22 protein-coding genes and 2 pseudogenes are annotated in these 26,809 nt (G+C 74.2%); 13 read left to right on the top strand and 11 right to left on the bottom strand.

Going from position 1 to position 26,809, the window contains the following annotated elements:
* The first annotated feature begins 29 nt into the window (after positions 1 to 29).
* Positions 30 to 2,135: an endo-beta-N-acetylglucosaminidase gene (locus ACIRBY_RS30010; protein WP_403906358.1), complete on the top strand. Its 2,106-nt coding sequence runs from the start codon at positions 30 to 32 to the stop codon at positions 2,133 to 2,135.
* A gap of 4 nt (positions 2,136 to 2,139) precedes the next feature.
* Here ACIRBY_RS30010 and ACIRBY_RS30005 read toward each other — a convergent pair whose 3' ends face one another.
* Together ACIRBY_RS30005 and ACIRBY_RS30000 are read right to left on the bottom strand one after the other, a co-directional pair.
* A complete protein-coding gene (locus ACIRBY_RS30005) occupies positions 2,140 to 3,552 on the bottom strand; it encodes an ATP-binding protein (protein ID WP_403906355.1) in 1,413 nt (470 codons plus the stop codon).
* A 10-nt stretch (positions 3,553 to 3,562) separates the two neighbouring features.
* Entirely contained in the window at positions 3,563 to 4,282 is a 720-nt protein-coding gene (locus ACIRBY_RS30000) for a response regulator transcription factor (RefSeq protein ID WP_403906352.1), read from the bottom strand.
* Positions 4,283 to 4,558: 276 nt separating this feature from the next.
* Here ACIRBY_RS30000 and ACIRBY_RS29995 point away from each other — a divergent pair, with 276 nt between their 5' ends.
* The 8 genes from ACIRBY_RS29995 to ACIRBY_RS29960 all read left to right on the top strand — a co-directional run bounded on the left by ACIRBY_RS29995 (position 4,559) and on the right by ACIRBY_RS29960 (position 10,803).
* Positions 4,559 to 5,344 carry an amino acid ABC transporter ATP-binding protein gene (locus ACIRBY_RS29995; RefSeq protein WP_366451035.1) on the top strand — a complete coding sequence of 262 codons (786 nt, stop codon included), beginning with the start codon at positions 4,559 to 4,561 and terminating at the stop codon, positions 5,342 to 5,344.
* Between the two features lie 98 nt (positions 5,345 to 5,442).
* Positions 5,443 to 6,297, top strand: a complete 855-nt coding sequence (locus ACIRBY_RS29990; protein ID WP_403906348.1) for a glutamate ABC transporter substrate-binding protein — start codon at positions 5,443 to 5,445, stop codon at positions 6,295 to 6,297.
* Between the two features lie 89 nt (positions 6,298 to 6,386).
* On the top strand, positions 6,387 to 7,061 hold the full coding sequence (locus tag ACIRBY_RS29985; RefSeq protein WP_403906345.1) for an amino acid ABC transporter permease: 675 nt from the start codon (positions 6,387 to 6,389) through the stop codon (positions 7,059 to 7,061).
* Positions 7,058 to 7,939, top strand: coding sequence for an amino acid ABC transporter permease (locus ACIRBY_RS29980; RefSeq protein ID WP_403906342.1), 882 nt, complete (start codon positions 7,058 to 7,060; stop codon positions 7,937 to 7,939). Before ACIRBY_RS29985 ends, ACIRBY_RS29980 begins: the two co-directional genes overlap by 4 nt.
* Before the next feature lie 170 nt (positions 7,940 to 8,109).
* A complete protein-coding gene (locus tag ACIRBY_RS29975; protein WP_403906339.1) occupies positions 8,110 to 9,681 on the top strand; it encodes an FAD-dependent monooxygenase in 1,572 nt (523 codons plus the stop codon).
* 33 nt (positions 9,682 to 9,714) lie between these two features.
* Complete coding sequence (locus tag ACIRBY_RS29970) at positions 9,715 to 9,801, top strand: putative leader peptide (protein ID WP_311318651.1); 87 nt, start codon at positions 9,715 to 9,717, stop codon at positions 9,799 to 9,801.
* Positions 9,802 to 9,880: 79 nt separating this feature from the next.
* A complete protein-coding gene (locus tag ACIRBY_RS29965) occupies positions 9,881 to 10,414 on the top strand; it encodes a cysteine dioxygenase (protein ID WP_403906335.1) in 534 nt (177 codons plus the stop codon).
* Positions 10,405 to 10,803, top strand: coding sequence for a rhodanese-like domain-containing protein (locus ACIRBY_RS29960; protein WP_403906524.1), 399 nt, complete (start codon positions 10,405 to 10,407; stop codon positions 10,801 to 10,803). The genes ACIRBY_RS29965 and ACIRBY_RS29960 overlap by 10 nt, the downstream gene beginning before the upstream one ends.
* 267 nt (positions 10,804 to 11,070) lie before the next feature.
* Here the strand turns inward: ACIRBY_RS29960 and ACIRBY_RS29955 are convergent.
* The 4 genes and pseudogenes from ACIRBY_RS29955 to ACIRBY_RS29940 all read right to left on the bottom strand — a co-directional run.
* Positions 11,071 to 12,381 (bottom strand): annotated as a pseudogene (locus ACIRBY_RS29955) (FtsX-like permease family protein); the annotation flags it as partial.
* A gap of 694 nt (positions 12,382 to 13,075) precedes the next feature.
* Positions 13,076 to 13,738 (bottom strand): annotated as a pseudogene (recX, locus tag ACIRBY_RS29950) (recombination regulator RecX); the annotation flags it as partial.
* On the bottom strand, positions 13,648 to 14,757 hold the full coding sequence (gene recA, locus ACIRBY_RS29945) for a recombinase RecA (RefSeq protein WP_042818365.1): 1,110 nt from the start codon (positions 14,755 to 14,757) through the stop codon (positions 13,648 to 13,650). The gene recA and the pseudogene recX, both read right to left, overlap by 91 nt.
* A gap of 363 nt (positions 14,758 to 15,120) precedes the next feature.
* Positions 15,121 to 15,951: a serine protease gene (locus ACIRBY_RS29940; protein ID WP_403906331.1), complete on the bottom strand. Its 831-nt coding sequence runs from the start codon at positions 15,949 to 15,951 to the stop codon at positions 15,121 to 15,123.
* A 299-nt stretch (positions 15,952 to 16,250) separates the two neighbouring features.
* Between ACIRBY_RS29940 and ACIRBY_RS29935 the strand changes: the two genes are divergently transcribed.
* Both ACIRBY_RS29935 and ACIRBY_RS29930 read left to right on the top strand, forming a co-directional pair.
* Entirely contained in the window at positions 16,251 to 16,676 is a 426-nt protein-coding gene (locus tag ACIRBY_RS29935; protein ID WP_403906328.1) for a hypothetical protein, read from the top strand.
* 126 nt (positions 16,677 to 16,802) lie between these two features.
* On the top strand, positions 16,803 to 17,558 hold the full coding sequence (locus ACIRBY_RS29930; protein WP_403906325.1) for a Clp protease N-terminal domain-containing protein: 756 nt from the start codon (positions 16,803 to 16,805) through the stop codon (positions 17,556 to 17,558).
* On the opposite strand, the gene ACIRBY_RS29925 is transcribed toward ACIRBY_RS29930, so the two are convergent.
* Positions 17,512 to 18,627: an AI-2E family transporter gene (locus ACIRBY_RS29925; protein WP_403906521.1), complete on the bottom strand. Its 1,116-nt coding sequence runs from the start codon at positions 18,625 to 18,627 to the stop codon at positions 17,512 to 17,514. The genes ACIRBY_RS29930 and ACIRBY_RS29925 overlap by 47 nt on opposite strands.
* A 296-nt stretch (positions 18,628 to 18,923) precedes the next feature.
* On the bottom strand, positions 18,924 to 19,118 hold the full coding sequence (locus tag ACIRBY_RS29920; RefSeq protein ID WP_042820097.1) for a DUF3046 domain-containing protein: 195 nt from the start codon (positions 19,116 to 19,118) through the stop codon (positions 18,924 to 18,926).
* Positions 19,119 to 19,199: 81 nt separating this feature from the next.
* Here ACIRBY_RS29920 and ACIRBY_RS29915 point away from each other — a divergent pair, with 81 nt between their 5' ends.
* A complete protein-coding gene (locus ACIRBY_RS29915; RefSeq protein ID WP_403906321.1) occupies positions 19,200 to 20,141 on the top strand; it encodes a hypothetical protein in 942 nt (313 codons plus the stop codon).
* A gap of 12 nt (positions 20,142 to 20,153) precedes the next feature.
* On the opposite strand, the gene ACIRBY_RS29910 is transcribed toward ACIRBY_RS29915, so the two are convergent.
* The 3 genes from ACIRBY_RS29910 to ACIRBY_RS29900 all read right to left on the bottom strand — a co-directional run bounded on the left by ACIRBY_RS29910 (position 20,154) and on the right by ACIRBY_RS29900 (position 22,079).
* Positions 20,154 to 20,462 carry an AzlD domain-containing protein gene (locus ACIRBY_RS29910; RefSeq protein ID WP_403906318.1) on the bottom strand — a complete coding sequence of 103 codons (309 nt, stop codon included), beginning with the start codon at positions 20,460 to 20,462 and terminating at the stop codon, positions 20,154 to 20,156.
* Positions 20,459 to 21,157: an AzlC family ABC transporter permease gene (locus ACIRBY_RS29905; RefSeq protein WP_403906518.1), complete on the bottom strand. Its 699-nt coding sequence runs from the start codon at positions 21,155 to 21,157 to the stop codon at positions 20,459 to 20,461. Before ACIRBY_RS29905 ends, ACIRBY_RS29910 begins: the two co-directional genes overlap by 4 nt.
* Positions 21,158 to 21,245: 88 nt before the next feature.
* Complete coding sequence (locus tag ACIRBY_RS29900; RefSeq protein ID WP_403906315.1) at positions 21,246 to 22,079, bottom strand: AraC family transcriptional regulator; 834 nt, start codon at positions 22,077 to 22,079, stop codon at positions 21,246 to 21,248.
* Positions 22,080 to 22,159: 80 nt separating this feature from the next.
* On the opposite strand from ACIRBY_RS29900, the gene ACIRBY_RS29895 reads away from it, so the two are divergent.
* A complete protein-coding gene (locus ACIRBY_RS29895) occupies positions 22,160 to 26,758 on the top strand; it encodes an ATP-dependent helicase (RefSeq protein ID WP_403906313.1) in 4,599 nt (1,532 codons plus the stop codon).
* Positions 26,759 to 26,809 lie beyond the last annotated feature (51 nt).

The raw sequence follows: 26,809 nt of genomic DNA, 5'->3' as shown, positions 1-26,809 counted from the left end.
GCCCCTCCCCCCGTCTGCGAGGAGCCCGCATGTCCGGAACCGGCGACGCAGCCGATCCCCGTACCGCCGACCCCTCGGGGCCTGCCCGCCGTACCGTCCTGGCCCTGGGCGCCGGGGCCGCAACCGCCGTCCTGCTGCCCGCCGCCGGCGCCGCGCGGGCCGCGTCCCCGGCCGCGCCGGAGCCCCGCCTGGCCCCGTACGCCTCCTACTGGTTCCCCGACGCGCTGCCCGAGGGCGCGCCCGGCCCGGGGATCGTCTGGCGCTCCCTCAAGGACTGGACCCCGCAGTCGGATCCGGACCTGGTCCACAACACCGCGAGCGTCCCTCTGGCCCCGCGCTTCACCCCGGTCCCGGCGAACCGGGACGCCCGCGCCGGCCAGGCCCGGATCGTCTCGCTCGTCTCCTTCGGGCCCACCTCCCGCAACCCCTCCCAGGGGCAGGCGACCGCCGACTCCTACGCGCCGACGCACTGGGCGTACCTCGACGAGCTGGTCTTCTGGGGCGGTTCGGCCGACGAGGGCCTGGTCCTCGCCCCCAACGCGCCCGTCGTGGACGCGGCCCACCGCAACGGGGTCCGCGTCCTGGGCAACGTCTTCCTGCCCCCCGTCGCCTACGGCGGCGACCTGCGATGGACCCGGGACCTGGTCCGGTCCGACGCCCACGGCCGGTTCCCGCTCGCGGAGAAACTGGCCGAGGTGGCGCGGACCCACGGCTTCGACGGCTGGTTCGTCAACGCCGAGACGGACGGCGGGGACAGCGGACTCGCCACCCGGATGCGGGGGTTCCTGCGCGCGCTGCGGGCGGCCGGTGAGCCGCACGGGCTGCGGATCACCTGGTACGACGCCATGAACAGCACCGGCGCGGTGGGCTGGCGGGGAGCGCTCGACGAGCTCAACCAGGAGTTCTTCGAGGACCGGACGGGCAGGGTCGCGGACTCGGTGTTCGTGGACTTCCGCTGGACGCCCGGGTCGCTGGCCTCCTCGGCGGCCCTGGCCGAGCGGCTGGGCCGCTCCCGCCACGAGCTGTGGGCGGCCGTGGACGTGGAGTCCAGGGGCTGGGATTCCGAGGTCCGCTGGGACGCGATCGTCCCGCGCGGCCGCGACCACGTCGTCAGCCTCGGCTTCTACCGGCCCGAGTGGACCCGCAACCACCTCGCCGACCGCTCCCCCGGCGCCTTCCACCGGGCCGACGACCGGTTCTGGACGGGCGAGTCGCTGGACCCGTCCCGCCCCGCGCCCGATGCCGTCTGGCGGGCGCCCGCCACGGCCGTCGCCGACCGGTCCACCGTCACCGGGCTCCCGTTCGCCTGCTCCTTCAACACCGGGCACGGGCTGTGCTGGTACGAGGGCGGCGCCGTCGCCTCGGAGGAGCCCTGGAGCCACCTCGGGCTCCAGGACCGGCTCCCGGGGCGCCAATGGGTGGTGGACACCGACGGCGAACGCCCCGACGTCCGGCTGGACTTCGCGGACGCCTGGCGCGGCGGCTCCAGCCTGCTGGTGACGGGCGCCCTCACCGCGCCCGCCGCCGTCGGCCTGCACTCCACCCGGCTGCCGCTGAACCGTTCCGCCGTCGCAGAGCTGGTCCACACGGCCGGCCCGGTCGCGGTGGAGGTCGAGCTCGGGGTCGCCGTGCGCGAGCCGGCCGCTCCGGGCGCGCCCGTCCCGTACACCTGGCTGCGGGCCGGTACGGCGGGCGGCCCCGGGGGCTGGCGGACCTCCCGGGTCCCCCTCGGGGCGCTGGCCGGGGAGACGGCGTACGCCCTGGCGGTACGGATCACCGCGCGGGGGAAGGGGCCGGTGTCCTGGCGGCTCGGAGCCCTGTCGGTACGCGACGCCGCCGCCGTCCGGCGCCCGGCCGCGCCCTCCCGCCTCACGGTCGACGCCTCGGCCCGCCGGGGCGCGGAGGCCGAGCTCCGCCTGTCCTGGCTGCGGGCGGCCGGGCCGGTCCGGCACTACGAACTGCACCGCCTCCTGCCGGACGGCACCCGCCGCTTCCTGGCCGGCACCTGCGGGACGGCCCTGTACCTCCCCCGGCTGGCCCGCGCCGGCCGGGAGCGGGCGGCGGCGTTGGAGCTGCGGGCGGTGGACGAGGCGTACGCGGCGTCGGCCCCGGCCCGGGCCGGATTCGCGTGGTGAGGGCTCAGGCGCCGTGCGGGTCGGTGCGCGGCACGGCCACCGTCACGCGCAGCCCGTGCGGCGGGTTCTTGGCGTAGGAGAGGGTGCCGCCGCCGGTGGCGAGCAGGGCGCGGGAGATCGACAGGCCCAGCCCCGAGCCCTTGACGTTCTGGTGGCGGCCGCTGCGCCAGAAGCGGTCGCCGACGCGCAGCAGCTCCTCCTCGGTCAGGCCGGGCCCCCGGTCGGCGACGACGACGAGGGCGCTGCTGCCCTGCGCGGAGACGGAGACCTCGACCTCCTCTCCGGCCGGGGTGAACTTCAGGGCGTTGTCGATGACGGCGTCGAGGGCGCTGGACAGGGCGATGGGGTCGGCCCAGCCGGTGACGGCGGAGCGGCCCGTCTCCCTGAGCCGTACGCCCTTCTCCTCGGCGTACGGGCGCCAGGAGGCGACCCGCTCGGCGGCCAGGGCGCCGATGTCGGTCAGGCTGATCTCGGCGGAGGCGTGCTCGGCCAGCGCCAGGTCGAGGAGGTCGTCGAGGACCTGGGCGAGGCGTTTGCCCTCGGTGCGCACGGAGGCGATCTCCTCGTTGCCCTCGGGGAGTTCGAGGGCGAGGAGCTCGATCCGCAGGAGCAGCGCCGCAAGCGGGTTGCGCAGCTGGTGGGAGGCGTCCGCGACGAACGCCCGCTGCTGCTCCAGTACCTCTTCGACGTTGTCGGCCATCTCGTTGAACGAGCGGGCCAGGCGTCTGAGTTCCGGGGGGCCGCTGGCGGCCGCGACGCGGGAGTTCATGCGTCCGGTGGCGATGCCGTGGGCGGCGGCGTCGAGGGTCCGGACGGGCTTGAGCACCCATCCGGTCAGGCGGAGCGCGGCGCCGAAGGCGGCGAGCATGGCGGCGGCGAGGCCGGCGGCGATGAGCAGCCAGCCGTGCAGGATCCGGGCGCGCATCTGGTCGGTGGGTGATTCGGTGGCGACGACGGCCACCACGTCACCGTCGAGGACGACCGGCGAGACGACGAGGAGTTTGCCGTTGACCTGCCAGGGCCAGACCTGTCCGGGGTCGTGGCTGCGGCGTCCGGCCAGGGCCTCCTCGAAGGACCGGCGGGCCTCGCCGGAGTCCGGGAGCTGCCACCAGCCGGGGGCGCGGACCATGGCGTTGTCGTCGCGGTAGAAGATGCCGACGCGGATGCCGTACAGCTCCTGGTAGCGGGCGAGTTCCAGCTGGAGGGTGTCGCGCCGCTCGTCGGCGCCGGTCGCGCCGGAGCCCTCGGCGTCGATGACGAACTGGGCGAGGGCGGCGAAGCGCGCGCTGTCGTCGATCCGGTCGACCACCACCCGCTGCTGCTGGGCGGCGGCCAGGCTGACGGCGAGCGGGAAGCCGAGGGCGATCAGCACGCCCGCCATCAGGATGACGAGGAGCGGGAGCAGGCGGGCGCGCACGGCGGACCCGCTAGGGCGCGGCCGGGGTGACGAGCCGGTAGCCCACCCCGCGGACGGTCTCGATCAGCGCGGGCATGCCGAGCTTGGCGCGCAGCGAGGCGACGTGGACCTCGAGGGTGCGGCCCGTCCCCTCCCAGCTGGTGCGCCAGACCTCGCTGATGATCTGCTCCCGCCGGAAGACCACGCCGGGCCGCTGCGCGAGCAGGGCCAGCAGGTCGAATTCCTTGCGGGTGAGGGGCACGTCCGCGCCGTTCACGGTGACCCGGCGGGTGGGCAGCTCGACGGCGACCGGGCCGAGCCGGACCAGGCCCGGTCCGGCGGCCTCGCCGGGAGCGGCAGGCTCCTCGGAGGTTCCGGTGCGGCGGGCGACGGCGTGGATGCGGGCCAGCAGCTCGCCGGTGTCGTAGGGCTTGACCACGTAGTCGTCGGCGCCCATGTTCAGGCCGTGGATGCGGGAGCGGACGTCGCCGCGGGCGGTCACCATGATGACGGGCGTGCTGGTGCGCTTGCGGATCTTGCCGCAGACCTCGTAGCCGTCCTGGTCGGGCAGGCCGAGGTCGAGCAGGATCACCCCGTACGGGGAGGCCGCGGGCTTGGCACCGGCGGGCAGCAGCGCCTGGAGGGCCTCCTCGCCGTTGCGGGCATGGGTGACCTGGAAGCCGTGCCGGGCGAGGATCGCGGACAGGGCGGCGGCGACGTGGTCGTCGTCCTCGACGAGCAGCAGTCTCATGGTCGTCCCCCTCTCCTTCTCTCGCTCTCGGGTTTCCGTTCGGATGGCCACCATGCATCCACGCCGATGCAGAGTCCCACGTCAAGGGTGTTCCGGCCCGGCGGGTCTTCCGTTATGCACCCGGTACGCGTACATCGTGCACAGATGGTCGCAGCGCACGGAGCGTATCGGCGCGAGGCCGTATCGTTATCCTCAATTCTCCCTCAGATGTGATGACGCTGTGCGCGCCGCGTCACTACTGTCCTGCCAACCGACGGAGGACGGAGCAAGAAGCCGATGAGCGGAGTATCAGTGGCCGAGGACGCGCAGGACGCGGCGGGCGCCGCGGACGGCCTGGTCGTACTGAGCAACGTCAACAAGCACTTCGGCGCGCTGCACGTGCTTCAGGACATCGATCTGAGCATCGCCCGCGGCGAGGTCGTCGTGGTGATCGGTCCTTCGGGATCGGGCAAGTCGACGCTGTGCCGGACCATCAACCGGCTGGAGACCATCGACTCGGGGACCATCACGGTCGACGGGAAGGAACTGCCCTCCGAGGGCAAGGAGTTGGCCCGGCTGCGTGCCGATGTGGGCATGGTCTTCCAGTCGTTCAACCTGTTCGCGCACAAGACCGTGCTGCAGAACGTGATGCTGGGACAGCTCAAGGTCCGCAAGACGGACCAGGCAGCGGCGATGGAGAAGGCCAAGTCCCTCCTGGACCGCGTCGGCGTCGGCTCCCAGGCCGACAAGTATCCGGCGCAGCTGTCCGGCGGCCAGCAGCAGCGCGTCGCGATCGCCCGGGCGCTGGCGATGGACCCGAAGGTGATGCTCTTCGACGAGCCGACCTCGGCCCTGGACCCGGAGATGATCAACGAGGTGCTGGAGGTCATGCAGCAGCTCGCCCGCGAGGGGATGACGATGGTGGTCGTCACGCACGAGATGGGCTTCGCCCGCTCCGCGGCGAACCGGGTCGTCTTCATGGCCGACGGCAAGATCATCGAACAGGCCGCCCCCGAGCAGTTCTTCAGCAACCCCAAGAGCGACCGCGCCAAGGACTTCCTGTCCAAGATCCTGCACCACTGACGCCCGCGTCTGGTAGTGATCCGGTCGACGGCGCCCGCCGTCGCACACGACGTGTCCAGCTCGTCGTTCAACAACGTCTCACCCGAGGGAAGTTCACCATGAAGGTTCTCAAGGCCGGCGCGGCAGTGGCCACGGCCGCCGTTCTCGCACTGACGGCGACCGCCTGTGGCGGCGGCACGAAGGACGGCGCGGGCGACGCGGGCGCCTCCGGCGGCGCCAAGGCGAACAAGATCGTCATCGGCATCAAGTTCGACCAGCCGGGCCTGGGCCTGAAGACCCCCGACGGCAAGTACGAGGGCTTCGACGTCGACGTCGCCACGTACATCGCCAAGGAGCTCGGCTACCAGCCGGACCAGATCGAGTGGAAGCAGGCCGTCAGCGCCGAGCGCGAGAACCTGATCTCCAACGGCGACGTCAAGTTCATCGCCGCGACCTACTCGATCAACGACAAGCGCAAGGCGAAGGTCGACTTCGCGGGCCCGTACTTCCTGGCCCACCAGGACCTGCTGGTCCGCGCCGACGACAGCAGCATCACCAAGGTCGAGGACCTCAACAAGAAGAAGCTCTGCTCCGTCACGGGCTCCACCTCGGCGCAGAACATCAAGAAGGACCTGGCCAAGGACGCGGACCTCCAGGAGTTCCCGGGCTACTCCGAGTGCCTGACCGGCCTGGAGAACAAGGCCGTCGACGCGCTGACCACGGACGACTCGATCCTCGCCGGCTACGCCGCGCAGGAGAAGAACAAGGGCAAGTTCAAGCTCGTCGGCCTGAAGATGAGCAACGAGAACTACGGCATCGGTCTGAAGAAGGGCGACAAGGAGCTCCAGACCAAGATCAACGCCGCGCTCAGGAAGATGGTCTCGGACGGCAGCTGGGAAGCGGCCGTGAAGAAGAACCTCGGCCCGGCCGACTACAAGAACGAGCCTGCCCCGCAGATCACCGAAGGCAGCTGATTTCCCGGTGAGGTGCGCGCCGCCGCCCGCCCGTCCGCGGGCGGCGGCGCACCGCCTCACCGGCCATCCTGGGGAGAGCGCAGGGCATCGTGTTCGACTTTCTTGATTCCGGGCAGTACGACCTGCTCGGAGCCTTCTGGGTGACGGTTCAGCTCACCCTCTACTCGGCGGTGGGCTCCCTGGTCTGGGGCACCGTCCTGGCCGGGATGCGGGTCAGCCCGGTCCCGCTGATGCGGGCCTTCGGCACCGCGTACGTGAATCTGGTCCGCAACACGCCGCTGACCCTGCTGATCATCGGCAGCTCCTTGGGCCTCAGCCAGACCCTCGGCCTGAACATGGGCGGCGGCACGTTCAAGGAGACCGGCTTCCGGCTCGCCGTCCTCGCGCTGACCGCCTACACCGGCACCTTCGTCTGCGAGGCGCTGCGCTCGGGCATCAACACCGTGCCCGTGGGCCAGGCCGAGGCGGCCCGGGCGCTGGGGCTGGGCTTCTTCCAGGTGCTCACCCTGATCGTGCTCCCCCAGGCCTTCCGGGCGGTCATCGCACCGCTCGCCAACGTACTGATCGCCCTCACCAAGAACACCACGGTGGCGGCGGCCATCGGCGTGGCCGAGGCGGCCCTGCTGATGAAGGAAATGATCGAGAACGAGGCGGACGCGCTCTTCGCCGTCTTCGGGATCTTCGCCCTCGGCTTCTGCCTGCTGACCCTCCCCACCGGTCTGCTGCTGGGCTGGGTGGCCAAGCGAGTGGCGGTGAAGCGATGAGCTCGGTGCTGTACGACGTTCCCGGCCCGAAGGCCAAGGCCCGCAACTGGATCTACACGGCCGTCTTCCTGGCCCTGTTCGCGCTCGCCGCCTGGTGGATCCTGTCCATCATGGCGGACAAGCACCAGCTCGACGCCGACAAGTGGACCCCCTTCGTCACCGACGACCGGATCTGGACCACCTATCTGATCCCCGGCCTGCTGGAGACCCTGAAGGCCGGCGCGATCGCCATGGTGATCGCGCTGCCGCTGGGCGCCCTGCTGGGCATCGGCCGGCTCTCCGACCACGCCTGGGTGCGCATACCGGTCGGCACGGTCGTCGAGTTCTTCCGCGCCATCCCGGTGCTGATGCTGATGATCTTCGGCTCGGCGTTCATCGTGAAGTTCGTCCCCGCCGTTTCCTCGGACTTCCGGCCGCTGTACGCCGTGGTGATCGGCCTGGTCCTGTACAACTCGGCGGTCATCGCCGAGATCGTCCGCGCGGGCGTGATGTCGCTGCCGCGCGGCCAGACCGACGCCGCCAAGGCGATCGGCATGCGCAAGGGCCAGACGATGGTCCACGTCCTGATCCCGCAGGCCGTCACCGTGATGCTGCCCGCCCTGGTCAGCCAGCTGGTGGTGATCCTCAAGGACACCGCGCTCGGCGGTTCGCTGCTGGGCGTCGGCGACCTGCTGGCGGCCAACCGGCAGATCTCGGCCAACTACAGCAACACCATCGCCACGCTCGTGGTGATCGCCCTGCTCTACATCGCGCTGAACTTCGCCCTCACCACCTTCGCCTCCTGGCTGGAGGGCCGGCTGCGGAAGTCGAAGAAGGGCGCCGCCCCCGTGGCCGCCGTCGCCAAGGTCGACGACATGGCCACCGGAGCGGCGGCCTGACCGCGGGGGGCTGACGTCCGGTCAGTCCCGCACGATGCGTAGCCTGTGTGGTGCGGCGGAACTCTCCGCCGCACCACACGGCTTTGTCCGGACCGGGGTCACTTGACGCCGGAACCTCCAGTGGGTTGCATACGTTCTGTGATCACATACCGGACATCGGGAGCCGCATCATGGACCCGGTGATCGTCGTCGGCTCGGGCCCCGTCGGACTCGCCCTGTCCCTCGCCCTGGCCGGCCACGGCGTGCCCTCCGTCCTGCTCGACGAAGGCCCCGGCAAGGACGAACCCCGGCCCGCCCGCAGCGTCGTGCTGCACTCCGACACCGCGGCCATGGTCCACCGCCTGGGCTGCACCACCCTGCGCGACGAGGGCGCGCGGTACGCAGCCTGGCGCACCATGAGGCGCCGTCAGGAGTCCCGGCGGATCACCTTCGAGGACGCCCCCGCCCCCCTGCACCTGCCGCAGCACGCCCTCACCCGCGGACTGCGCGCCGCGGCCGCGGCGCACCCGCTGGTCCAGCTGGTGGCCGACGCCAAGCTGGACTCCCTGGAGCAGGACGGGCACGGGGTCACCGCGCACACCCGGGGCTCCGAGACCACCTGGTGGCGCGGCAGCCACCTGGTCGGCTGCGACGGAGCCCGCTCCACCGTCCGCAAGCTGCTCGGCATCCGCTTCCCCGGCCGGACCGCCGTGGAACGGCACGCCGTGGCCGCGCTGCGCGCCGAACTGCCCTGGCCCGGCGAGACGTTGCTGCACCGCAACCCGCCGTCCGGGCCCGAGGAGATCACCGCCCGGCCGCTGCCCGACGGGGTCTGGCGGCTGGACTGGCTGCTGCCCGCGCGCGGGGAACTCGTCACCCCCGACGCCCTCGTCACCCTCATCCGCGACACCCTGGCGCTCTGGTGCGGGGGCAGCACTCCCCCGTACGACCTCATCGACACCGGCGTGCACACCCTGCACCACCGCCTCGCCCGGCGCTGGCGCGACGGCCGGGCCTTCCTCGCCGGCGACGCCGCGCACCTGCTGGGAGCGCTGGGCACCCAGGGCGTCGAGGAGGGGCTGCGCGACGCCGAGAACCTGGCCTGGAAGCTGGCCCTGGACTGGCACCAGGGCGCCTCCGAGGCCCTGCTCGACAGCTACGAGGGCGAGCGGCGCACCGCCGTCGCCGCACGGCTGCGCGCCGCCGACCAGGCCCTGCCCGCCCTGCGCGGCGGGGGTGGCCTGCGCACCCTCCTGCCCGGGTCGGGGCGGTCCGCCGAGGCCCTGCTGACCGACGGGCACCTGGGCCGGGGCCCGCTGGGCGGCCGGCCGGTCTACGCCCCGCCGGTGGCGGTGCGCGAGGTCCCGACGGACACGGAGCCGGGCGGGCCCGTGGCGAACGTGCCCGTGTCCGCGCCCGACGGGTCCACCGTCCCGCTGCGGGACCTGCTGGGGCGGGGCCGGCTGCTGGTGCTGCTGGTCGCCCCGGGCACCGGGGTGTGGGACCGGCGGCACTGGATGGGCGTCGGGCTGATGCCCCGGCTCGCGGCGGCCGTGACCGCGCTGCCGGTTCCGGCCGACCTGCTGGTGGCGGACGGCTATCCGGGGGCTCCGGCGCACACCGTGCTCCTGGTACGGCCCGACGGACACCTCGCCGCGACCTTCTCGGGGGTCCGCCCGGCCGAGCTGTACGCGGCGGCGGACGCGGTGCGGGCGGGTGCCCCGGCCGGAGCCCCCGCCACACCCGCCCCTGTGATCGATTGACCGCCCTCGGGCACTCGTGGTTCACTCGCCGACATGACCGGCAACGACGTACGCCTGTGGCGGAGGGTCCACATGGACCTGCTCCGCTACGCGGGCTGCGTGTGTCGCCCCTCCTGCTGATTCGCCCCTTCCCCGCGCGCCCCGCCGCCCTTCCGGGCCCGCGCGCCCTTTTCGCGAACCCCAGGACGGTCACCCCCCGATGTCTGCTTCCGCGTCCCCGCACGCCCCTGCCCGCTCCGCCGCCCCCACGGCGGCGGAACTCCTCGCCTTCGCCCTGCGCACCGCCGCCGACCCCGCCGTCGTCGACTCCCTGCCCCTCGACCCGGAGGGCCGGACCTGGATCCGGCTCGACGGCCCGGGCGGCAGCGAGGCCTGGCTGATCGGCTGGCCGCCGGGCACCGGCACCGGCTGGCACGACCACGCCGAGTCCCGGGGGGCGTTCGCCACCGCGCGGGGCCGCCTCACCGAGCACTCCCTGGCCGTCCGGCTGCCCTCGGAGGGGTGGCGGAACCTGGAACTGGCCCCGGACGTGGACCGCACCCGCAGCCTCGGCGCGGTGACCGGGCGGGCGTTCGGCGAGCACCACGTCCACGAGGTGCTCAACGAGTCCGCCACCGAGCACGCGGTCTCGGTGCACGCCTACTACCCGCCGCTCCCGCTGATCCGCCGGTACAGCCGCAGCGGACCGGTCCTCACGCTGGAGCACGTCGAGCGCCCGGCGGACTGGCAGTGAGCGGCCCCGTCGGCATCGACGACCTCCTGGAACGGGTCCGGGCGGCCTACACCCGCGTCGACGCCCGGTCGGCGCACGAGGCGTGGCAGGACGGGGACGCCCTGCTGGTGGACATCCGCTACCAGGCGCTGCGCGAGCGGGACGGGCTGATCCCGGGGGCGGTCGTGGTGGAGCGCAACGAGCTGGAGTGGCGGCTGGACCCGCTGGGCTCCCACCGCCTCCCGCAGGCCGTCTCGCACGAACTGCGGGTGGTGGTGATCTGCAACGAGGGCTACGCGTCCTCGCTGGCGGCGGCGTCGCTCCACGCGCTGGGGCTGCACCGGGCGACGGACCTCACGGGCGGCTTCCAGGCCTGGCGCTCCGCAGGCCTCCCCGTCGTCCCCGCCTGACACCGCGGGGTGTCCGGGAAGGAGCGCCCGCCCCGCGCTTCGGGCGGACGGAGCTCCCTCGCGGACACCCCTCGGGGCCGCTGCGCGGGGCGTGCTCCGCGCAGCGGCCCCCGCGTCACCGGCCGCCCCCGGCTCACTACGACGCCGCCACGTCCACCGGGCGCGACCGCAGGGCCAGCCGGCCCGGGAGGGCGACGGCCGGGAGGCCAGGAGCGCGGCCGCGCCGACCACCCCCGCCCACACCACCGGCAGCACGGTCGGCGCGGCCGACCCCGTCATCGCGACGCTGAAGGCCGTCAGCACCGCCGCCGCCGTCCCCGACCCCAGCACCACCCCCGTCAGCAGCACCGCCACCGCCTCGGCCCGCAGCATCCGCAGCACCTGCCGCCGCTGCGCCCCCGCCGGCCTCAGCAGCGCGAACTCCCGGAACCGCTCGGCCGTGGACATGGCCAGGGTGTTGACCACCGCGATCGCGGTGAAGGCCAGGACCAGGCCCATCGCCAACACGTTGGCCCCCGCCCCGGCCGGCGTCGGCCGCGCCGGGCCGCATCGGCCTGGCCCGCCGACAGCACCGGCACCCCCGCGGCGGCGGCCAGCCGCTCCCGGCCGACGCCCGGCTCCGCCGCCACCAGCACGCTGCTCGCCAGCGGGTCGCCCACATGCGCGGCCACCAGCGCGTGCGGCAGCACCACGTCGCCGAAGCCCAGCCCCCGCGCGTATGTGACCCCGGGCGTCCGGCGGACGCGTTCGACGGCCCCGGGGTCCACCCCCGGCCCCTGGGCGGCGAGCACCCACGGCGCCCGCACGCCCTCGCGGGCCTGCGCCCGGGCCGCGTGGCCGAGGGTGGGGGTGGCGAAGAGCACGGTGCAGGTCATCCCGATCAGCAGGGTGAGGGGGGTGACGGCGCAGGCCATGCGGGTGGCGTTGCCGCGCAGGTTGGCTGGGGCCAGCCGGCCGCCCGGGCCGGTCAGCGCCAGGGGTCCGGCGAGCAGCGCGGCCGCGCCGCGGACCAGCAGCGGACCGAGCAGCGCGACGGCGCCGGCCAGCACCACCACCGCGAGGAAGGTCACCGGCGTCGACGCCGGCTCGGTGTGCAGGGAGCCGAGCACGACGACCAGCACGGCCCCGCCGGCCAGCAGGAGCAGTCCGGCGACGGTGCGGGCCCAGGCGGGGCGGGGCCGCTCGACGGCGGCTTCGGCCAGGGCCTCGGCGGGGCGGATCCGGGCGACCCGTCGGCCGGTGATCCGGACGGCGGCCCAGCCCCCGAGCAGGCCCGCCGCGACGGCCGCGATCATCGGGAGGATTCCGGCGGGCGGTGCGCTCCAGGGTGGCCGGGACGGCCCCGGTGGCGACGAACCGGCCGTACAGCCAGGCGGCCGGCGGCAGCCCCGCGAGGGCGCCGCCGATCCCGGCGGCCAGGCCGACGAGCAGCGCCTCGCGGCCGAGCAGGCCCCGCAGCTGCCGCGGGGTGGCGGCGACGGCCCGCAGCAGGGCGAGTTCGCGGTGGCGCTGCTGGACGGAGAGGGCGAAGGTGCCGGCGACCACGAGGACCGCGACGAGGAGGGAGGTGCCGCCCATCGCACCGCCCGTGGGGACCAGCCCGGTGCGTGCGCCGGCCGCGTCGGGGAACTCGACCGGGCCGCGGTCGTCACCGGTGGAGACCCGCGCGGTCGTGCCTTCGAGGGCCCGTGCGACCCGGGCGACGAGCTGCTCGGCGTTCACCCCGGCGCCGGGCAGGACGCCGATGGCCGGGACGCCGCCGGCGCGGGCGGCGAGCCGCTGGGCCTCGGCGTCGGTGAAGAAGAGCGCGCTCTGGTGGCCGAGGCCGCCGTGGGCGGTGTGCGCCACACCACTGACGGTGTACGTCTTCGGGTCGCCGGTGGCCTGCACGGTGAGCCGGGCTCCGGGCGCGAGTCCCGCCCGGACGGCCAGGTCGCGGTCGATGACGACCTCGTCCGCGCCCCCGGGGGCGCGGCCCTCGGCCAGGGTGAAGGGGGTGAGCTCGGCGGAGGTCCAGGCGTGGCCGTACGAGGGTTTCGGCGGGCCCGCGTCGCCGACCAGCGGGACGGCCTGGAAGGTGAGCTCGGGGACGGCCCGTTCGACGCCGGGGACGGCTTGGACGGTGTCCACGACGGAGGCCGGCAGCCAGGCCCGTTCGGTCCGAAGGGCGTAACGCAGCATCCTGCGGTCAACTCTGTCGGCGGGAGCCGCTCCCGGCACTGGAGTGCCCCGCCCTCCCCGCCGGGGGGGCTGACCCCGCCCCCCGAGGGGGTCAATCCCCGGGGTACCCCAGGTCGTCGGCGTCCCCGCCCTCCGCCTCCAGGGCGCGGCGCACCACCCGCAGGGCCATGCCCTCCGGGTACCCCTTGCGCGCGAGCATCCCGGCCAGCCGCCGGATCCGCTTGTCGCGCTCCAGCCCCCGGGTCGAGCGGAGCTTGCGCTCCACGAGCTCGCGGGCGGTCTGCTCCTCCTGCTCGGAGTCCAGCTGTTCCAGCGCCTCCTGGACGAGGGTGGTGTGCACCCCCTTGGTCCGCAGCTCCTGCGCGAGCGCCCGTCGGGCCAGGCCCCGGCCGCGGTGCCGGGACTCGACCCAGGCCCCGGCGAAGGCGGCGTCGTCGATCAGGCCCACTTCCTCGTACCGGGAGAGGACCGCCTCGGAGACCTCCTCGGGGATGCCCCGCTTCGCCAGTGCGTCCGCGAGCTGCCGCCGGGTGCGCGGCATCCCGGTGAGCAGGCGCAGACAGATCGCCCGCGCCTGCTCCTCGGGACTCTGGGGCGGCAGCTCCTGGCGGCCCTCACGGCCGCCCCCCGCTCTGCCGCCCCTCTCCTGCTCCTCGCGCACGGTCAGCTCTTGGCCACGGCGGCCTTGGCCGCCGGCTTGGCCTTCGACGCCGGGGCGGGCACGGAGGCGTCGGCCGGCGCGGCGGACGCGGCCGCGTCGTCGCCCTCGGCGTCCTTGCGCACGCCGACGCCCAGCTTCTCCTTGATCTTCCGCTCGATCTCGTTGGCGAGGTCGGGGTTGTCCTTCAGGAAGTTGCGGGCGTTCTCCTTGCCCTGGCCGAGCTGGTCGCCCTCGTACGTGTACCAGGCGCCGGCCTTGCGGATGAAGCCGTGCTCCACGCCCATGTCGATCAGGCCGCCCTCGCGGCTGATGCCCTGACCGTAGAGGATGTCGAACTCGGCCTGCTTGAAGGGGGGCGCGACCTTGTTCTTCACGACCTTGCAGCGGGTGCGGTTGCCGACCGCCTCCGTGCCGTCCTTCAGCGTCTCGATGCGGCGGATGTCGATGCGCACGGAGGCGTAGAACTTCAGCGCGCGGCCACCGGTCGTGGTCTCCGGCGAGCCGAACATCACGCCGATCTTCTCGCGGAGCTGGTTGATGAAGATCGCGGTGGTCTTGGACTGGTTGAGCGCGCCCGTGATCTTGCGGAGCGCCTGGCTCATCAGGCGGGCCTGGAGACCGACGTGCGAGTCGCCCATCTCGCCCTCGATCTCCGCCTTCGGCACGAGGGCCGCCACGGAGTCGATGACGATCAGGTCGAGGGCGCCGGAGCGGACCAGCATGTCGACGATCTCGAGGGCCTGCTCGCCCGTGTCCGGCTGGGACAGGATGAGGTTGTCGGTGTCGACGCCGAGGGCGCGGGCGTACTCGGGGTCGAGCGCGTGCTCCGCGTCCACGAAGGCGACGGTGCCGCCGGCCTTCTGCGCGTTGGCCACGGCGTGCAGCGTCAGGGTCGTCTTACCGGAGGACTCCGGGCCGTAGATCTCGACCACGCGGCCGCGGGGCAGCCCGCCGACGCCCAGGGCGATGTCCAGGGCGGTCGACCCGGTGGGGATGACCTCGATGGGGTCGTTCGGCTTGTCGCCGAGGCGCATGACCGCACCCTTGCCGAATTGCCGTTCAATCTGTGCGAGCGCGGCGTCGAGAGCCTTCTCGCGGTCGGTGCCTGCCATGGGTTCCACCCGGTTTGCTTGAGTCGATCGCTTCACGCCATTGACGCTAACGCCTGCCACTGACAATGCGCTTCCACGCCCGGTTCGGCTGTGGATAACTCATCAGAATGGATGTTCGATTTTCCTGTCAAGCCGACCGCGCCGCACCCCGCAACCCCTTCGCACCGAAGGCGGAACGCTCCCCACCGCCCCCGGCCGCGACCTCCGGGAGGACCTGCGGCGGCACGGCCGGCAGGGCGCCGCGGCGTGGCGCGCCTCACATCCGCCGGCCGGGCCCGCGGGCGGCGGGGGACGCACCGCGGCCCCGCCGCGCACCGGGGGGCCGGTGGGCGACGGGGCCGCGGGGTCCGCCGGGGCGGGGGGTTACGGCTTCGGCAGGGTGCAGCCGGGGCGGTTCAGGTCGATCTGGTTGCCGGGGCCGATGCACGGGACGAGGACGTAGGTCTCCTGGGCGTAGTTGATGCCCTGGCGCACCGTGACGTTGCCGGCCTGGTCCACCTCGCACGGGTTGTTGTCCGTGCAGCGCTGGCCGTCCTCGTTGCCGGTGTTGTTGACGGCGACGACCTTGCCGGTCGTCGTGTCGATCACCGGCGAGCCGGAGGTGCCGCCGATGGTGTTGCAGGACGAGGTGTAGCGGACCGAGTCCTTCCAGGTCCACTCCCCCTCCTTGAGGCGGTAGGCGAACCCGTCGACGCTGCAGCTGTAGGTGCGCTTCCAGTAGCCGGAGACCACCTTGATCGACGCCCCCTGGACCGGGTGGGTGTCGTTGAGGGTGAGCGCCGCGATGCCGTATTGGCTCTGGATCTGCGCGTACGTCTTGGTCAGCTGGTAGAGCGAGACGTCCGTGTCCGTCATCGTCCCGTACGCGATCTTGCTCGCGCGCAGGGTCGCGACCTTGGAGCCCGAGGCGTTGAGCAGGGAGAAGCTGCGGCTGGACGCGCGGTTGACGAGGACCTCGCCGGCCGCCGGGAAGCCGGTCTCCAGGCAGTGGCCGTTGGAGAGGACGAGCGCGGGGTCGTCCGGCTGCGAGCCGGGCGCGCGGACGACGGAGCCTGAGCAGTTGCTGAGCGCGACCGTGCCCGCGTAGGTGACCGCGGCGGCCTGCCGGGGCGCGGGGGCCTGGGCCACGGCCGGAGTGGCCGCCGCTCCGGTCAGGAGCAGGGACAACACGGCGCCGGCGAGAGGCTTGTTCATGTGGGGGTTCCCCTCTGGTGACGAATGCGACCGAAGATCCTTCGGTTGACATGTGCACTGCATTCTTCGCCCAGAGGAATCAACACACAATAGGGCGTTGGGAGTTGGACACCAGGGCGGCCGAAAGCCCGCGGCCGTAAGCGGAATTAATCACTCCAACACCCCGCGAGGCGGACGGGGGAACCCATTCCGGGGCGCATGACCCACACCCCCGGGCTGGCGCGAAACAGCCGTTTTACGGCCGGTACTCTGCGGTGCCCCCGACGACGGGGGCCGTGAGATTCCGCTCAGGAGGACCCATGGCCGTCAAGAAGGCCACGATCCAGCAGCAGGTGGCAGAAGCCCTCGCCCAGGCCAACCCCGCCGACCGCCCCCTCGTCACGATCCAGGCCATCGCCGGCCCGAGCGTCTGGCTGATGAGCATGCTCGGCCTCATCGGCCAGGCGTTCCTCAGCTACTACTTCATCACCGTGACCGAGCAGGCCGTGGTGCTCCACCGGGCCAGCCGGATGAGCAACCGCCCGCAGGAGATCGTCTTCGCGATACCGCCCCACCAGGCCGTCGGCACCATCACCGAGGTCAAGCGCAACGCCATCTGGAGCTCGTTCCGCATGCAGCTCCCCGGCCAGGCGACCCCGACCCGCATGAACGTGCACCGCATCTGGCGGGGCGAGATGGACCAGCTGCTCGGCCTGCTGGCGGGCCAGGGCCAGCCGGTCGCCTGACGGCCGCGCACAGACCGGGGCGGAGGGGCGCGTCCCCAACCCCTCCGCCCTCCGCCCTCCACCCTCCACCCTCCGAGTGACAACCCATGGTTGACACCCCTCAGGTGTCAACCTAGGGTTGCACCTATGACGAACCCTTCCGTGGAACCCGTCCGCATCCCCCATCCCGTCCGCCTCGACGACCTGATCGAGGCCATCAAGAAGTCCCACGTCGACACCCTGGAACAGCTCAGCGGCGCCGTCGTCGCGGCCGAGCACCTCGGTGACGTGGCGGACCACCTCATCGGCCACTTCGTCGACCAGGCCCGCCGCTCCGGCGCCTCCTGGACCGACATCGGCCGCAGCATGGGCGTCACCCGGCAGGCCGCCCAGAAGCGCTTCGTCCCCAAGGCCGACAAGGAGGGCGACCCCGGCCTCGACCCCGAAGCCGGCTTCGCCCGCTTCACCCCCCGCGCCCGCAACGTCGTCATCGCCTCGCAGAACGAGGCCCGCGCCGCCGACAACGCCGAGATCCGCACCGAGCACCTGGCGCTGGGCCTGCTGGCCGAGCCCGAGGGCCTCGCCGGACTCGTCCTCGGCGCCCGGGGCATCTCGGCGGACGCCCTGCGCGCCGCCGCGACGGCCACCCTGCCCCCGGCGGCGGCGGAGATGCCCGCCCTCGTCCCCTTCGACGCCAACGCCAAGAAGGTCCTGGAGCTCACCTTCCGCGAGGCCCTGCGCCTGGGCCACGGTTACGTGGGCACCGAGCACATCCTGCTCGCCCTGCTGGAACTGGAGAACGGCGAGGGCACCCTCAGCGGCCTCGGCCTGGACAAGGCCACCGCCGAGGCGGCCGTCACCGAAGCCCTGGCAGCCGTACTCGGCGCGGACGGGCAGCCGTAGGCTCCCCGCCGGCGGCGGCCCCGTCGGCGCCGCCGGCCTCGCCCGCCACCTCGTACCGCTTCACGTAGGCGCCGAGGAAGGCCTGCAGCGTGGCCACGGCCGGGATCGCGATGAGCGCCCCGACCGCGCCCAGCAGGGCGGTCCCCGCGATGACCGAGCCGAAGGCCACCGCCGGGTGGATGTCCACCGTCCTGGCGGTCAGCTTCGGCTGGAGGACGTAGTTCTCGAACTGCTGGTAGACCACGACGAACCCGAGCACGTACACCGCGTACCAGGGATCGACGGTGAAGGCGATCAGCGTCGGCAGCGCGCCCGCCAGGTAGGTGCCGATGGTCGGGATGAACTGGGAGACCAGCCCCACCCACACCGCGAGCGCGGGCGCGTACGGCACCCCGAGCACCGCGAGGACCACGTAGTGCGCGATGCCGGAGACCAGCGCCATCAGCCCGCGCGAGTACAGGTACCCGCCGGTCTTCGCGACGGCGATCTCCCAGGCCCGCAGCACCTCGGACTGCTTCGCGGGCGGCAGTACGGAGCACAGCGCGCGCCGCAGCCTCGGCCCGTCGGCGGCGAAGTAGAAGGAGAACAGGCCGACCGTCAGCAGCCGGAAGAGCCCGCCGAGCACGGTGGCGGACACGTCGAGCACCCCGCTGGCGCTGTTCTGCACGTACTTCTGGAGCCAGTCGGAGTGCACCAGGCTGTCCTGGATCTCCAGCCGGGACAGCTCGGTGTGCAGCGTGCGGTTGATCCAGTCGATCACCATGTCGAGGTAGTGGGGGAAGCCCTCCACCATGTCGACGATCTGCCCGGCGAGCATCGAGCCGAGCAGCGCCAGGAAGCCGGCGGTCGCGACGAGCACGCCCAGGAACACCAGGAAGGTGGCGAGCCCGCGGCGCATGCCCCGGGCCGCCATCCTGGCCACCGCGGGTTCGATCGCCAGCGCCAGGAAGAACGCGATCAGGATGTTGACGAGCAGCCCGATCAGCTGGTGGAAGGCCCAGCTGCCGAGCTGGAAGCAGGCGACGAGCGCCAGTACGAGGATCACCGCGCGGGGCAGCCAGCGCGGCATCCGCGCGTCCGCCCGGGCCGGGGCGCCGTGGGGCGCGGGCACCTCCGACCCGTCCGCGGGCCCTGTCGGGGCGGTACCGGGCGAAGGGATTCCGGGCCCCTCAAGCCCGCCCCGCGCCGGGGCGGGGTGCTCCGCCGGGGCCGGGGGGTCCACTGCCACGGGCCGTCCCGGGAACGGGGGGTCCTGCGGGTCCTCGGGCCGGTCGGTCGTCTCGTCTGTCACTGCCACGCCGACCAGTCTGTCCCACGGGCCGCGCGAACCACGAAGCCGCCCGGCACGCGGCGGGCGGCAGGGCCTCAGCGCAGCGAGGCGGGCACGTCCATCGCCGAGCACACCGCGCGCCACACGTCCTTCGTCTCCCAGCCCGCCTCCAGCGCCTGGTGCACCGTGCGCCCGCCGAGCTCGGACATGACGTGGTCCCGCGCGAAGGAGTCCGCGTAGGCCGCACCGAAGTGCTCCGCCATCCGCTCCCAGAAAATCGTCAACCGCATGACCCCAGTATCCCGCCCCGGAGAGTGCACCCTTCCCGTTGCCGCCCACCGCCGCCCTCCGTGCGCCCTACGGTGGCTCGCATGCCTGGAGACGAAGCGTCCGCGCCGGCCCCCGCGGCCGCCCCGGCCCCGCTGGCCCGCGCCGAGCAGTTCATCTGGCTCACGGCCCGGGTGCTCGAGCAGCACCGGTTCGCGTACCACTTCCTCGGCGGGGACGCCGACCCCGTCGACACCGCCCTCGGCTCCTACCTGGGCCCCGACGGCGGCTACGGCCACGCCCTCGACCCCGATCTGCGCGGCCCGCTGAGCCAGCCCCTGCACACCGCCCACGCCCTGCTGGTCCTCGACGGCCTCGGCCGCTGCGCCGGGCAGCGCATCCAGCGGCTCTGCCGCCACCTGACCCGGATCTCCACCCCGGAGGGCGCGCTCCCGCTGGCCGTCCCGGCCCCGCGCGGGCATCCCGCAGCGCCCTGGCACCCGGTGGGCGACGACCCGCCGGGCGAGCTGGTGACCACGGGCCCCGTCGTCGGGGTGCTGCACCGCAACCGGATCTGGGACGCCTGGCTGTTCCGGGCCACGGAGTTCTGCTGGGAGCGGGTCGAGACCCTGCGCCACGCGCATCCGTACGAGGTCCAGGGCGCGGTGGCCTTCCTCGACGGGGTCCCCGACCGGGCCCGCGCGGCGGCGGCCGCGGACCGGCTCGGCCGGCTGGTGCGCGAGCGGCGCCTGGCGGTGCTCGACCCGGCCCGGCGCGAGGAGTACCCGCTCTCCCCCGGCTACGCACCGGGCGAGCGGCTGTTCCCGCACGACTACGCGCGGCGGCCGGAGTCGCTGGCCCGGGGCTGGTTCACCGACGAGGAGGTGGGCCGCTCGCTGGACTTCCTCGCGGCGGAGCAGCAGCCGGACGGGGGCTGGCCGGTGCGCCGCCGGGCCTGGGCCCCGGGCAGCACCCTGGAGCGGCGCCCGATCGCCACCATCGAGGCCCTGCTGACCCTGAGGGCCTACGGGCGGCCCCTGGCCTAGGCCGCGCCCGTCCTAGCCGGCGAGGGCCCGCACGCCGGCGGTGACCACCACGGCCGCCCCGACCACCACGAGGAACGGGGCGCGCAGCAGCAGCGCCGCGGCGGCGGCCGCCAGCCCGGCGGCGCGGGCGTCGAGGACCAGCTCGTGGCCGGTGCTGAAGGTCTGCTGGGCGGTGAGCGCGGCGAGCAGCGCGACCGGCAGCAGGGCGGAGAGCCTGCGCACCGCCGGGCGCTCCAGGGCCCCGGCGGGCACCAGCAGTCCGGCGAGCTTGACGGCGTAGCATCCGGCGACGGTGAGCCCGATGGCGATCCAGACGTTCACGAGCGGCGTCCCTTCAGCCACAGCACGGCGGGTGCGGCCAGCGCGGCGATCAGTACGGGCACCCCGGCGGGCAGGACGGGCAGGAAGCCCAGCCCGAGGACGAGCGCGAGCCCGGCGGCGGCCCGCTCGGTGGTGCTCTTCAGCATGGGTGCGAGGAGGGCCAGGAACACGGCGGGCCCGGCGGCGTCCAGCCCCCAGGCGGCGGTGTCGCCGATGGCCTCGGCACCGAGCGCGCCGAGCAGGGTGGTGAGGTTCCACAGCAGGTACAGGGTGAGACCGGTGACGGTGAACCCGAGCCGGGCCGACCTGCGGTCGGGCTGGGCGAGGGCCACGGCGGTGGTCTCGTCGATGACCCAGTGCGCGGCCAGCGGGCGGACGGCCTTCGGGAGGGCGAGCAGCTGGGAGAGCCGCAGGCCGTAGAAGGCGTTGCGGGTGCCGAGGAAGAAGGCGCCGGCGGCGGCGGTGAACGGGTTCCCGCCGGCGGCGAGCGCTCCGACCAGGGCGAACTGGGAGGCGCCCGTGAAGACGAGCAGGCTCAGCACGCAGGCCTGGAGGACGCTGACACCGGCCCCGGCGGCCGTCACGCCGAACGCGAACCCGGAGAGCCCGACGGCCACCCCGACGCCGAGGGCGTCCCGCACGACGGCTGCCCTGGTCCGCCCGCCGACGCCGTCGGGGGCCTCTTGTATGACCATCTGTTCTGTTCCCACCCGGCGACGGTAGGCGGGGACGGCCGGCCGGGTCTTGTACGTTCTTGCGCGCCCCCCCGGCCCGGCGGCGGGGCTAGCCCGTGCGCCCCCGCCGGTAGGCGCCCGGGGGGACGCCGACGATGCGGGTGAAGTGCCGGTTCAGGTGCGGCTGGTCGGTGAAGCCGACGGTGACGGCCACCTCGGCCGGCGCGCCGCCCGCGTCGAGCAGCCTGCGGGCGCGGCGGACCCGCGCGTCCGTCAGCCAGGTGTGGGGCGGCATCCCGTACCGCTCCCGGAAGGCCCGCAGCAGGGCGAACGGGCTGGTCCCCAGCTCCGCCGCGAGCTGCTCCAGGGACGGCGGCGCGGCCATCCGCTCCTCCAGGACGGCCCGCGCCCGCTCCGCGTCGGAGCCGCCCGCGCGGGACACCGCGCGGGCGGGCAGCGGCGCGGCGTGCCGGCCGAGCATCCGGGCCACGACGGCGCGCAGCAGGGTGTCGGCGGCCAGCGCGTTCCCCGCCTCGGCGGCCCGGTGAACCTCGGTGATCAGCTTCGCGCCCTGCGCGTCGAGCACCATCTCGGCGGTGAAGCCGGGGGTGCCGCGCAGGGTGCCGAGCTCGGCGGCGACCTCGGTGATCAGCTCCCGGGAGGGGTAGAGCGTGGAGTACGCCCAGCCCCCGGGGTCCCCGGCCCGCGCGGTGTGCGGCACCTCGGGGTTGATCAGCACCACGCTGCCCGGCCCGGCCCGCAGGGTGCCGCCGGGCATGCCGATCTCCTCGACGCCGCCGGTGACGGCCGCGATGACGTAGCCGTCGTGGGCGTGGCGGGGGAAGGTGTGGCGCACGTAGTGGGCGCGCAGCAGGTCCAGCCCGGGCAGGTGCGGGTAGCGCCAGTGCCGGGCCCACTCGCGGCCCGTGTCGTCCTTCCCCATCCCCTCATTCTGCGCCCCCGTGCCGCCGGGCGTTTGCGCAGGTCCGGCCGGTTGTCAGTGACGGGGTGCACGATGGGGGCATGGCAGGCGCTGCGCTCGACTCGTTCTCCCCCGCGACCCGCTCGTGGTTCACGGGGGCCTTCCGTACGCCCACCTCCGCGCAGGAGGGCGCCTGGCGGGCCATCGGGGAGGGGTCCGACGTGCTCGTCGTGGCGCCGACCGGCTCCGGCAAGACCCTCGCCGCCTTCCTCGCCGCCCTCGACCGGCTGGCCTCGGGGCCGGCGCCGGCCGAGCCGAAGAAGCGCTGCCGGGTGCTGTACGTGTCGCCGCTGAAGGCCCTCGCGGTGGACGTGGAGCGCAATCTGCGCAGCCCGCTGACGGGCATCCGGCAGGAGTCGGCCCGGCTGGGCCTGCCCGAGCCGGACGTCCGGGTCGGGATCCGCTCCGGGGACACCCCGGCCGCCGAGCGCAGGGCGCTGGCGCTGCGCCCGCCCGACATCCTGATCACGACTCCGGAGTCGCTGTTCCTGATGCTGACCTCGGCGGCCCGCGAGGCCCTGTCGGGGGTCGAGACGGTGATCCTGGACGAGGTGCACGCGGTCGCCGGGACCAAGCGCGGCGCCCATCTGGCCCTCTCCCTGGAGCGGCTGGACGAGCTGCTGCCGCGCCCGGCCCGCCGGATCGGGCTGTCGGCGACGGTCCGGCCGGTGGAGGAGGTGGCCCGCTACCTCGCCCCGCGCGGCCGGGTGGAGATCGTGCAGCCGCCGTCGGCCAAGGAGTTCGACCTGTCGGTGGTCGTCCCGGTGGAGGACATGGGCGAGCTGGGCGGCTCCCCCGCCACCGAGGGCCGCGAGGGCGGGGACAAGCCGTCGATCTGGCCCCATGTGGAGGAGCGGATCGCGGATCTGGTGCAGGCCCACCGCTCCACCATCGTGTTCGCCAACTCCCGCCGTCTCGCGGAGCGGTTGTGCAACCGGCTCAACGAGATCGCCCACGAGCGCGCCACCGGCGAGCCGCTCGGCGAGGGCGCGCCGCCCCCGGCCGAGATCATGGCGCAGTCGGGCGCCGCGCGGGGCGCCCCGCCGCTGCTGGCGCGCGCGCACCACGGCTCGGTGTCCAAGGAGCAGAGGGCGCTGGTGGAGGAGGACCTCAAGGCGGGCCGGCTGCCCGCCGTGGTCGCGACCTCCAGCCTGGAGCTGGGCATCGACATGGGCGCCGTGGACCTGGTGGTGCAGGTGGAGTCGCCGCCGTCGGTGGCCTCGGGGCTCCAGCGCGTGGGCCGGGCGGGCCATCAGGTGGGGGCGGTCTCCACCGGGGTGGTCTTCCCCAAGTACCGGGGGGACCTGGTCCAGGCCGCCGTGGTCACGGAGCGGATGCGGACGGGGGCGATCGAGTCCCTGCGGATCCCGTCCAACCCGCTCGACGTACTCGCCCAGCAGCTGGTGGCGATGACCGCGATGGACACCTGGCAGCTGGACGACCTGCTGGCGCTGGTCCGGCGGGCGGCGCCCTTCGCGGCGCTGCCGGAGTCGGCGTTCACCTCGGTGCTGGACATGCTGGCGGGCCGCTACCCGTCGGACGCGTTCGCGGAGCTCAGGCCCCGGGTGGTGTGGGACCGGGTCGCGGGGACGGTCACGGGCCGGCCCGGCGCGCAGCGCCTGGCGGTGACCTCGGGCGGCACCATTCCCGACCGCGGGCTGTTCGGCGTCTTCCTGGCGGGCGCCGATCCGAAGAAGGGCGGCGGCCGGGTCGGCGAGCTCGACGAGGAGATGGTCTACGAGTCCCGCGTGGGCGACGTCTTCACCCTGGGCACGACCTCCTGGCGGATCGAGGACATCACCCGCGACCGGGTCCTGGTCACCCCGGCTCCCGGGGTGCCCGGCCGGCTGCCGTTCTGGAAGGGCGACCAGCTGGGCCGCCCCCTCGAACTGGGCCGTGCCGTCGGTGCGTTCCTGCGCGAGCTCGGCGGGCTCGCGCAGGAGGACGCCCGGCTGCGGCTGCTGGCGGCGGGGCTGGACGCCTGGGCCGCGGAGAACGTCCTGGCGTACCTCGCGGAGCAGCGGGAGGCCTGCGGCCACGTGCCGGACGACCGGACCATCGTGGTGGAGCGGTTCCGGGACGAGCTGGGCGACTGGCGGGTCGTCGTGCACTCCCCCTTCGGCGCCCAGGTGCACGCCCCGTGGGCGCTGGCGCTGGGTGCCCGGCTCGCGGAGAAGTACGGGATGGACGCCCAGGTGATGCATGCCGACGACGGCATCGTGCTGCGCCTGCCGGACGCCGACCTGCTCTCCATGGAGCTGGACCTCCTCGACCACGATCCGGCCCGGCCCGCGTCCTTCGGCTTCGACGACGGGCAGGCCCCGCTGGGCGCCGCCGACGTCGCCTTCGACCAGGGGGAGGTGGCCCAGATCGTCACCGACCAGGTCGGCGGTTCGGCCCTGTTCGCCTCCCGGTTCCGCGAGTGCGCGGCGCGCGCCCTGCTGCTGCCGCGCCGCAGCCCCGGCAAGCGCACACCGCTGTGGCAGCAGCGCCAGCGGGCCTCGCAACTGCTCCAGGTGGCGTCCGAGTTCGGCTCCTTCCCGATCGTGCTGGAGGCCGTGCGCGAATGCCTCCAGGACGTCTTCGACGTCCCGGGCCTGACCGAGCTGATGGGGGACGTGGAGGCGCGCCGGGTCCGCCTGGTCGAGGTCACCACGCCCGAGCCCTCGCCGTTCGCCCGCTCCCTGCTCTTCGGGTACGTCGCCCAGTTCCTCTACGAGGGCGACTCGCCGCTGGCCGAGCGGCGGGCGGCGGCGCTGTCGCTGGACTCGCGGCTGCTGGCGGAGCTGCTGGGCCAGGCGGAGCTGCGCGAACTCCTCGACGCCGAGGTGCTGGAGGAGCTGGAGCGGGAGCTCCAGTGGCTGACGGAGGACCGGCGGGCGAAGGACGCCGAGTCGGTGGCCGATCTGCTGCGCCTGCTGGGCCCGTTGACGGACGCCGAGCTGGCGGAGCGGGGCGCGGAGCCGGGCTGGGCGCCCGCCCTGGAGGCCTCCCGCCGGGCGATCCGGGTGCGGATCGGCGGCGCGGAGCACTGGGCGGCGGTCGAGGACGCGGGCCGGCTGCGGGACGCCCTGGGGACGGCGCTGCCCGTGGGGGTCCCGGAGGCGTTCACCGAGCCGGTCAAGGATCCGCTGGGCGATCTGCTGGCCCGCCACGCCCGCACGCACGGCCCGTTCACCACGATCGCCGTCGCCGCCCGGTTCGGGCTGGGTGCGGCCGTGACCGAAGGCGCCCTGCACCGGCTCGCGGCGGCGGGCCGGGTGGTGCAGGGCGAGTTCCATCCGGCGGGCATCGGCCAGGAGTGGTGCGACGCCGCGGTGCTGCGCCGGCTGCGGCGCCGCTCGCTGGCGGCGCTCCGGCAGGAGCTGGAGCCGGTCCCGCCTGCCTCGCTGGCCACCTTTCTGCCGCAGTGGCAGCACCTGGGCGGCGGTCTGCGCGGGATCGACGGCCTGGCGCGCGCCGTGGAGCAGCTCCAGGGAGCGCCGGTGCCGGCGTCGGCGCTGGAGCGGCTGGTCCTGCCCTCCCGCGTCGCGGGGTACGCGCCGTCCCTGCTGGACGAACTGACCACCACCGGCGAGGTGGTGTGGGCGGGGGCGGGGGCCCTGCCGGGCAAGGACGGCTGGGTCTCGCTCTACCTGGCGGACGCGGCTCCGCTGCTGCTCCCCCCGCCGCACCCCCTGGAGCTGAACCCCCTTCACCAGGCGCTGCTGGACGCCCTCTCGGGCGGGTACGGCCTGTTCTTCCGCCAGCTCACGGAAGCGGTCCGGGCCCGCCATCCGGAGGCGGGCGACCTGGAGCTGTCCTCGGCCCTGTGGGACCTGGCATGGTCCGGCCGGCTGACCAACGACACACTGGCCCCCCTGCGCTCCCTGCTGGGCTCGGGCCGTACGGCGGGCGCCACCGCCCACCGGGCCCGCCGTACGGTCCCGCGCGGCCGGTACGGCAGCCTGAGCGCGACCGCTTCCCGGAGCGGGCCGCCCACGGTCTCGGGCCGTTGGTCGCTCCTCCCGGCGCCGGCCCCGGATCCGACCCACCGCGCCCACGCCCTGGCCCGCACCCTGCTCGACCGGCACGGGGTGGTGACGCGCGGGGCTGTGGCGGCGGAGGGCGTCGAAGGCGGCTTCAGCGCGGTGTACCGGGTCCTGTCCGCGTTCGAGGACAGCGGGCAGACCCGCCGGGGGTACGTGGTGGAGGGGCTGGGCGCCGCCCAGTTCGCGATGGACGGCGCGGTGGACCGGCTCCGCGCGGCCGAGAAGAACCCGCCCCCGCTGGAGGCGGTGGTCTTGGCCGCCGCCGATCCGGCGAACGCGTACGGGGCGGCCCTGCCCTGGCCGGAGCCCCCGGCCGGAGCCACCCACAAGCCGGGCCGCAAGGCGGGCTCCCTGGTGGTGCTGGTCGACGGCGAGCTCACGCTGTACCTGGAGCGCGGCGGCAAGACCCTGCTGGCCTGGCCCGAGGCGGGCGATCCGCGCCTGGCGGCGGCCACACAGGCCCTGGCGGCGGCCTCCCGCGCGGGGACCCTCCCGGACCTGACGGTGGAGCGCATCAACGCGGCGGCGGCCCTCACCTCCCCGCTCGGCCGGGCCCTGGAGACGGCCGGCTTCCACGCCACCCCGAGGGGACTGAGGCTGCGCAACTAGGCCGTGTGCCTCAGGGAAACGGCTTGAACCCGCTCCGGTCTCGACTCAGCC

This window comes from Streptomyces sp. NPDC096136 (assembly GCF_044763325.1).
Classification (GTDB): Bacteria; Actinomycetota; Actinomycetes; order Streptomycetales; family Streptomycetaceae; genus Streptomyces.
Note: the sequence above shows the minus strand (reverse complement) of the source record. Positions and strands in the feature narration are given on the sequence as shown.